This is a genomic window from Pacificoceanicola niger (genome assembly GCF_048553275.1).
Classification (GTDB): domain Bacteria; phylum Pseudomonadota; class Alphaproteobacteria; order Rhodobacterales; family Rhodobacteraceae; genus Pacificoceanicola.
Genome location: NZ_JBLZMW010000023.1, coordinates 43,434 through 49,433, shown reverse-complemented (window position 1 = coordinate 49,433; position 6,000 = coordinate 43,434). Strand labels below are relative to the sequence as shown.

Genomic DNA, 6,000 nt, shown 5'->3' with positions numbered 1-6,000 from the left:
GCGCCGGGAATGGTTTGCAAAAGGCTCTGCAGCAGCGTCGATCCGGACCGACCGTAGGTGACGATGAACAATGTCCCCTTCAGTCTGTTTTCGACCCCTTCTCCGGCGGGCTTGATCATGCGGTGTGCTCTCCTGTGAACATCATTATCCTAACGGGTTTCGCCCGCGATGACAGGGGCGCCGGACGCCTCCGCCCCAGCGCGGTAATGCGCCATGAGATCGGCCAGATGCGCCTGCATCTCCACCGGGGCACTGGCGCCGCGCCAGTAGGCCTCCATGTCGATCTCGCCCTGCAACAGCGCCCGGATGCGATCGTGAAACGCCGCCACATCCCCGGCGGCAAAGGTCATCTGCGGGCAGTTCCCCAATTCGCGGGCCCCGCCGATGTCGGCGCAGAGCAGCGGGATATGCCGCGCGTGCATCTCGATGGCCACCTGCGGCAGGTTGTCATGCCAGAGCACCGGGATCAGCCCCACGTCGACCTCGGCCAGCAGCCTGTCGAGATCGTCGTGGCTGTAGCCATCCGCATGGGTCAGCCCGGCGAGGCGCCCCGACAGCTGCGACAGCCGGTCCATGGTCGCCCGGTCGCTGCGCTTTGCCGCCACTTCCAGACGCAGCCGCGAGGCCAGCTCAGGCGGCATGGTCTCAAGCGCGTTCAGCAGGAAATAGAACCCCTTGTCCCGCCGCATATAGCCGAGATAGGCCAGCCGCAAAGTCCCGTCCGAGGCCATGGGAAAGATCCGCGGCGCGGTGTCATGCCAGGCGGCGGCTTCGCGCGTGCCGATGTAGCTGCTGTGCAAAAGCGTCTCTGTTACGCCGAAACCCTGCGCCAGACGGCAAACGGCGTCGGAGACCCCGAGCACGGCATCACAGGTGTCGTTGATCAGCCTCACGATCTCGGCGCGCCGGGCCGCGAAGGGGGCGCCATCCGGCGGGGCCATGGGACGCAGCTGCCCCGGCTTGCCCCCCCGGCGCAGGCGGCGGACTCCGCCCTGCCCCTTGAGCTTGCGCAGCAACCGCGCCCCGCGCCCGCCGATCCGCATGGTCCAGCGATAGGCCTGGTCAAAGGCCCAGGTGCCCGGTGTCAGCCCGGCCAGCCGCAGCCGGTAGCCCAGCCCTCCGGACAGGCGCATGTGACGCGGGTCATGGACATGCGGAAGGCAATGCACGCATTTGCGCCCCGCATCGAAATCCCCGCAGATCTCGCGCTCCTGATGCCAGAGGTTCACCTGCGGGCAAAACGGATAGTAGTTGTGCAAGGACAGGATCACCCGCATCTTCGGCCACGCCCCGCAGCGTTCCAGCACCTTCGCCGGCAGCCCTTCGAGCGTGTTGAAATGGATCACGTCATAGGGGCCGGTCCTGGCGATGAAATCGGCAAAGACCTCTTCGGTGGGTGTGTCGCTGACCTGCGCGGCGCTGCCATAGCCATGATGCGCCGGCGCCAGAGCCGCCGAGTTGATGATCTCGAAGCGGCGCGCGCGATCCTCGTTTGGACCATGGCGGAGCGGCTCCCAGCGGGGCGGCCCGCCGCGCGGAAAATCATAGGAGACCCCAGAGCACAGGAAACTGGCCTCGACCCCCGGCTCGCCCGCCAGCGCCCGCATCAGGTTGCGCTGATAGACCGAGACCCCGCCGCCCCGGCGCTCTTCATCCAGGTAATCCACCCAGTTGTAATAGAGAATGCGCACGATCAGCCGCCCTGCCCGTCCGGCCCGCCCAGCCGTGCCTCCAGCGCGTCGACACGGTCCCTGAGTTCGACCATGCGTTTGTGCAGGCTCTCGCGCTGCATGTTCTGCTCGCGCAGGAGCGTGGCCAGGACAAAGCCCAGCTCACCGCGCCACGGCTCTTCGGGGCGCGGCAGGTCGTTGTAGAAGGCCTCGATGTCGACGTCGCAGCCCGGCAGCGCCTGCAGCCCGGCAAGCCCCGTCTTCACCTCGTTGATCACCGCCGCAAAGCTGCGCGCCCCGTCGGCGATCTCCGCGTCCTGTTTCTCCAGCATGTCCCCGGCGCGCTTCTCGATCCAGGGGCGCAGGTTTTTCGGCACATCCGCAAGGTGCAGCGCCCGCGACAGTTCGAGCAGGCGGTCGTCCTTGCGCGGGTTGACGTCCTCCTCGGGCTTGAACCAGGCCCGCCGCCCCGGCGGCTTGTCGTAATCGAAACCGATCAGCGGCAGGAAATCGCGGAACAGCCCGCCATCGCGGCGAAAGCCCTCGCGGTAATGCCGCACGGTCACCGCCTCGGGGCCAAAGATCTCGGCCCAGGGCCTGAGCGCCAGGGCGTAATCGTAATGCACCGGCTCCATCACCTGGCACACCGCGCGGTTATAATCGCTGGTGGCCGCGCTCATCTTGACCATCTGGTTGTACCACGAACGCAGATGCGCATCCGGGCTGCGCAGATAGGCAATGATGCGGATGTCGATCCGGCCCCGGGCTTCGTCCACAATCGCCTTGAGCCGCCCGGCCGCCGCCGGATAGGCGCCAAGACGCATGAACTCCTCGGAGCTGATCAGCACCCGCTCCGCCGGGCTCGCCTCGACCGTATCGAACAGCCGCGCCCAGAGCGTTTCGGGGTCGATCGGGTGATTGTAGCCATGCATCAGCGTCCGGACCCCGGCGGCGCGATACAGCGCGAAGGCGAACATCGAATGCTTGTAATTGTGCTGGTGCAGCTCGGCGTAATCGACCCCGTGGCGGCGCATTTTCCTGGCGTTGTGAGCCAGAAAGACCTGAAGCGCAGTGGTCCCCGTCTTGTAGTGCCCCACATGGATGAAAAGGGTTTTACGCTGGCGCATCGGCTCCGGGTCTCATGATCACATCCGGGCGCGGGCCGACCCGGGTTCACGCCTTATGGCGGAGCCCGCGCCGCGTTTCAAGCGCGCTTCCTGGGGAGGCGAAAAGCCGCGCTCCCGCCGCATTTTCCGGCGTTTCGCCTGCGAAATCCCCCGCCGCTCAGCGATCCCGGATCACCGTCAGATGCGCCTCGACCGCCTCTTCGATGTCCTCGAAGTAATACAGCTTGCCTTCGGTCAGCAAAATCCCGGCGTCGCAGAACTCGCGCATCTGCCCCATGTCATGCGAGACGAGGATGGCGCTGGCGTTCTTCACCCGGTCGGCGAAATACTTCTGGCTCTTGGCGCGAAAGGCGGCATCGCCCACCGCCGTCGCCTCATCCACCAGGTAGGTGTCGAAGCGGATCCCCATGGACGCCCCGAAGGTCAGCCGCGAGCGCATGCCCGACGAATAGCTGCGCACCGGCATGTGGAAATGCTTCCCCAGCTCGGCGAAATCGGCCACGAAATCCACCAGCTCATCGGAATCCACACCATAGATCCGCGCGATGAAGCGCACGTTCTCCGCCCCCGTCAGCTGACCATGGAAGGAGCCGGAAAACCCCACCGGCCATGAAATCGTGCCATCGGAGATCACCTCCCCGGTATCGGGGCGCAGGGTGCCGGCGATGATCGACATGAGCGTCGACTTGCCCGCGCCATTGCGCCCCAGCAGCCCCAGCGATTTGCCGGTGGGCAGGGTGATGTTGAGGTGGTCGATCACCACCTTGCGCTCGCCGCGGACCCAGTAGCTCTTGCTCAGGTTGTCGAAGCGGATCATCGGCGCGCCCCTCTGCTTACCGGCGGTCCCGGATCGAATAGTAGACCAGCGCACAGATCGACCAGACCAGAAGCAGGAACACACCGGACAGGGCCGAAATGGTCAGCCGCTGAGGATATTCACTGCTCTGGGCGCGGGTCGGCTGCACATAGGTGGCAAGATAGCGGCTCTGGCGCGAGGCCTTGGCGCGCGCCACATCCACCGCCGCCAGGGAGGCGCGATAGCTTTCCTCGGCAAACTCGCGGTCCACCACCAGCCCTTCGTATTCGGCAATCAGTGTCGGATAATCCTCGCCATCGACGCCGTTGGAGGTGGTATCGGAGGTAAAGGCGCGGCGCTCTTCGGCGATGCGGTTGCGGATCGCCTCGATGCGGCGGCGGATCTGGGTGATGCGGGGGTCGTCCTCGTTGGTCTGCTCGCGGAGCAGATCAAACTCGATCAACGCCGAGGCAAGCTGCTGCTGCAGCCCGTTCATCACCCCCATGCGCCCCTGCAGGTCGGCGCCGGGATCGACGATGGTGGTGCGGGTGCGGAAGCTGGTCAGCGCCTCGCGCGCCTGTTTCAGACGCGCCACCGCCTCGTCAAGCTCGACCTCGGCATAGCGCATGGCATCCTCACGCGCCTGATCGTTCAGCGCGTTGATCATCTGCTGCCCTTCGAGGATGATCTCCCGGGCGATCTGCTGCGCCGTGTCCGGATCATAGGCAAGAACCCGCACATCCATCAGGCCGGACCCCTGGTCATAGGAAATCCGCACGATCCGCTGCCAGTATTCCTCCAGCTCCTCAAGCGTGGCATCGGGGCTGAGCGCAAAGACCGGGTCCGAACTCCAGTAGCTGCTGTAATGCGCGCGCAGGCCGACCTTGTCGTCGATGCTCTGCACCAGGGCCTGGCTGAGGATGAATTCATAAAGGATGTCGCTGTCCGAAGAGGTGCTCGATCCCGCCAGCTGCGCCAGCCCGCCAAGCACCGCCGAGGCGCCGCTATCCTCTTCCTGCCGCACGGTAAACCCGGCCGTCGAGGCATATTGATCCTCGGCCACGAGCCACATGTAGAGAAGCACCAGAAGCAGCGGGATCACCACGACCAGCCCAAAGGACAGGGCCAGCCCCCAGTGCCGCCGCTTCATGCGCGCCGGCGGCGCCATGGGGCGCACGGGGCCCGGCGGTGTCCAGGCTCCTTTCGGCTTTGCGGGATTGGGAGCCTGACCGGCCGGAGCCGGCTTGGGCGCGGCAACCACGGGCTTGGGCGCGTTTGGCCCTCCACCCTGTGATGCATCATTCATGAGGTTCAACAATAAGCTGTTTTGATTTCCCGCCGACTTTTACATAGTGCAGAGCTGAATGCCAATATCGGAACCACACCATGTCCACGCCTCCCCCCCTGCTCGCGCCGCAAAGACCCCGGGCCCGGGCCAGACGGTCCTTCGGCAGTTTCCGTGCGATTTCGGCTCTGATCCTGCGCGAAATGGCCACGCGATACGGCAACTCGCCCGGTGGCTACCTCTGGGCGATCCTTGAGCCGATCGGCGCGATCGTGGTCATGGCCATGGCGTTTTCGCTGCTGATCCGCAATCCGCCGCTCGGCAACAACTTCATCCTGTTCTACGCCACCGGCTTCATGCCGTTTCAACTCTACCAGAGCGTTTCGTTCATGACGAGCAACGCGCTGAACTTCTCGCGCCCGCTGTTGCAGTATCCGGCGGTGACATGGGTCGATGCGATCATGGCGCGGATCATCCTCAATGCGCTGACCGGCGTGCTGGTCACGCTGATCGTGCTCTCGGTGATCCTGATCGCAACCGACAGCAAGGTGCTTCTGGATCTGCCGCCCGTGCTCAATGCGATGGCCCTGGCCATTCTCCTCGGGGCCGGGGTCGGCACGTTGAACTGCGTGCTCTTCGGCCTGTTTCCGGTCTGGAGCCAGATCTGGGCGGTGTTGAACCGGCCCCTGGTCATCGCCTCGGGCGTCATCTTCCTCTTCGATGACCTGCCCCCGCTGATTCAGGATATCCTGTGGTGGAACCCGCTGGTGCATGTCATCGGCGAAATGCGGGTCGGCTTTTATCCCACCTACCGCGCCGATTACGTCTCTCTCGCCGTGCCCGCGTTCTTCGGGATCATCACCCTGTTCTTCGGCGTGCTGCTGCTCGGCCGCCATCACCGCGACCTGCTGAGCAACGGCGGCTAAAGCGCCACCCGGACGACCCCTTCAAGCGGGGCCAGGACAGGCACCCGATTTATGCACCGGGTCTGTGATCCGTTTTTGCGGAGGTTTGACCACGGGTGCGTGTTCTATGAGTTGTGCGCCGCCCCTCCCCTGAAAACGTCGAGTTACTGAAGATTGAGCGGGCTTAATATGCATCGGCCATAGGTTGATACTCTGT

Annotated in this window: 5 protein-coding genes; 1 reads left to right on the top strand and 4 read right to left on the bottom strand. The window is 64.8% G+C overall.

Features of this window, described 5'->3' with window-relative positions; genetic code table 11:
* Positions 1–149: 149 nt before the first annotated feature.
* From ACN2XU_RS21785 to ACN2XU_RS21770, 4 genes are all read right to left on the bottom strand, one after another.
* On the bottom strand, positions 150–1,691 hold the full coding sequence (locus ACN2XU_RS21785) for a glycosyltransferase (RefSeq protein WP_419412463.1): 1,542 nt from the start codon (positions 1,689–1,691) through the stop codon (positions 150–152).
* A 2-nt stretch (positions 1,692–1,693) separates the two neighbouring features.
* Positions 1,694–2,797 carry a hypothetical protein gene (locus tag ACN2XU_RS21780; RefSeq protein ID WP_419412462.1) on the bottom strand — a complete coding sequence of 368 codons (1,104 nt, stop codon included), beginning with the start codon at positions 2,795–2,797 and terminating at the stop codon, positions 1,694–1,696.
* A gap of 157 nt (positions 2,798–2,954) precedes the next feature.
* On the bottom strand, positions 2,955–3,614 hold the full coding sequence (locus ACN2XU_RS21775) for an ABC transporter ATP-binding protein (protein WP_419412461.1): 660 nt from the start codon (positions 3,612–3,614) through the stop codon (positions 2,955–2,957).
* Between the two features lie 16 nt (positions 3,615–3,630).
* Positions 3,631–4,761, bottom strand: coding sequence for a KpsE/RkpR family capsule polysaccharide export protein (locus tag ACN2XU_RS21770; protein WP_419412460.1), 1,131 nt, complete (start codon positions 4,759–4,761; stop codon positions 3,631–3,633).
* A gap of 218 nt (positions 4,762–4,979) precedes the next feature.
* Here ACN2XU_RS21770 and ACN2XU_RS21765 point away from each other — a divergent pair, with 218 nt between their 5' ends.
* Complete coding sequence (locus ACN2XU_RS21765; protein WP_419412459.1) at positions 4,980–5,804, top strand: ABC transporter permease; 825 nt, start codon at positions 4,980–4,982, stop codon at positions 5,802–5,804.
* The last annotated feature ends 196 nt before the right edge of the window (positions 5,805–6,000 follow it).

Coding starts and splice junctions, on each gene's coding strand:
- ACN2XU_RS21780 (WP_419412462.1), bottom strand. CDS start 2,797: ATGCGCCAGCGTAAAACCCTTTTCATCCATGTGGGGCACTACAAGACG.
- ACN2XU_RS21775 (WP_419412461.1), bottom strand. CDS start 3,614: ATGATCCGCTTCGACAACCTGAGCAAGAGCTACTGGGTCCGCGGCGAG.
- ACN2XU_RS21770 (WP_419412460.1), bottom strand. CDS start 4,761: ATGGCGCCGCCGGCGCGCATGAAGCGGCGGCACTGGGGGCTGGCCCTG.
- ACN2XU_RS21765 (WP_419412459.1), top strand. CDS start 4,980: ATGTCCACGCCTCCCCCCCTGCTCGCGCCGCAAAGACCCCGGGCCCGG.